Genomic DNA, 1,544 nt, shown 5'->3' with positions numbered 1-1,544 from the left:
TTGTACTTTGAAAACTAAATAATATTCTATTTTCTAATTAATCAAGAAAACCGAGAACACCGCGTTATTTGAGTTGTTTAACGAAAAATCGCTAACTCAATTAACTTAAATGATCGAAGATCATTCTAGGTTAAGTTATGAAGGGCGCATGGTGAATGCCTTGGTACTAGGAGCCGATGAAGGACGGGACTAACACCGATATGCTTCGGGGAGCGGTAAGTACGCTTTGATCCGGAGATTTCCGAATGGGGAAACCTAAGCACCTTAGTCGGTGCTTGCTTGACCAATGAATTCATAGTTGGCAAGCGGTAGACGCAGTGAACTGAAACATCTAAGTAGCTGCAGGAAGAGAAAGAAACATCGATTTCCTGAGTAGCGGCGAGCGAAACGGAAAGAGCCCAAACCAACGAGCTTGCTCGTTGGGGTTGTAGGACTGAACATTGGAGTTACCAAAACGCAACGTAGACGAAACAGTTGGGAAACTGTACCAGAGATGGTGAGAGTCCAGTAGTTGAAACGTTACGTTCTCCGTTCAGGATCCTGAGTACGGCGGGACACGTGAAACCCCGTCGGAAACCGCGAGGACCATCTCGCAAGGCTAAATACTCCCTAGTGACCGATAGTGAACCAGTACCGTGAGGGAAAGGTGAAAAGCACCCCGGGAGGGGAGTGAAATAGTTCCTGAAACCATGTGCCTACAAGCTGTCGGAGCCCGTTAATGGGTGACGGCGTGCCTCTTGCAGAATGAACCGGCGAGTCATGATTGCGTGCAAGGTTAAGGTGGAAAAACCGGAGCCGTAGCGAAAGCGAGTCTGAAATGGGCGTACGAAGTACGCAGTTATGTACCCGAAACCAGGTGACCTACCCATGGTCAGGATGAAGGTGCGGTAAAACGCACTGGAGGTCCGAACCCGTGTCAGTTGAAAATGGCTGGGATGAACTGTGGGTAGCGGTGAAATTCCAAACGAACTTGGAGATAGCTGGTTCTCTCCGAAATCTCTTTAGGGGGAGCCTCGGAATATAGAATCTTGGAGGTAGAGCACTGTTTGGACGAGGGGCCCGTCATGGGTTACTAATTTCAGATAAACTCCGAATGCCATTGATTTATGTCCGGGAGTCAGACGATGAGTGATAAGATCCACCGTCGAAAGGGGAACAGCCCAGATCACCAGTTAAGGTCCCTAAATATATGCTAAGTGGAAAAGGATGTGGAGTTGCATAGACAACTAGGATGTTGGCTCAGAAGCAGCCACCATTTAAAGAGTGCGTAATAGCTCACTAGTCGAGTGATCCTGCGCCGAAAATGTACCGGGGCTAAGCATATTACCGAAACTGTGGATGTGCACTACGTGCACGTGATAGGAGAGCGTTCTAAGGGCGGCGAAGTCAGACCGTGAGGACTGGTGGAGCGCTTAGAAGTGAGAATGCCGGTATGAGTAGCGAAAGACAGGTGAGAATCCTGTCCACCGAATGACTAAGGTTTCCTGGGGAAGGCTCGTCCACCCAGGGTAAGTCGGGACCTAAGGCGAGGCCGAGAGGCGTAG

At 49.3% G+C, this 1,544-nt stretch carries 1 rRNA gene; it reads left to right on the top strand.

The annotated features are described in order from the left end of the window. Positions 1–128: 128 nt before the first annotated feature. Positions 129–1,544: ribosomal RNA gene (locus NFR43_RS08470) — 23S ribosomal RNA — on the top strand; the annotation flags it as partial.

It is taken from the genome of Limosilactobacillus caecicola (assembly GCF_943192935.1).
In the GTDB taxonomy this organism is placed as follows: domain Bacteria; phylum Bacillota; class Bacilli; order Lactobacillales; family Lactobacillaceae; genus Limosilactobacillus; species Limosilactobacillus caecicola.
The sequence above is the reverse complement of the archived record's forward strand: the minus strand, read 5'-3'. Positions and strand labels throughout refer to the sequence as shown.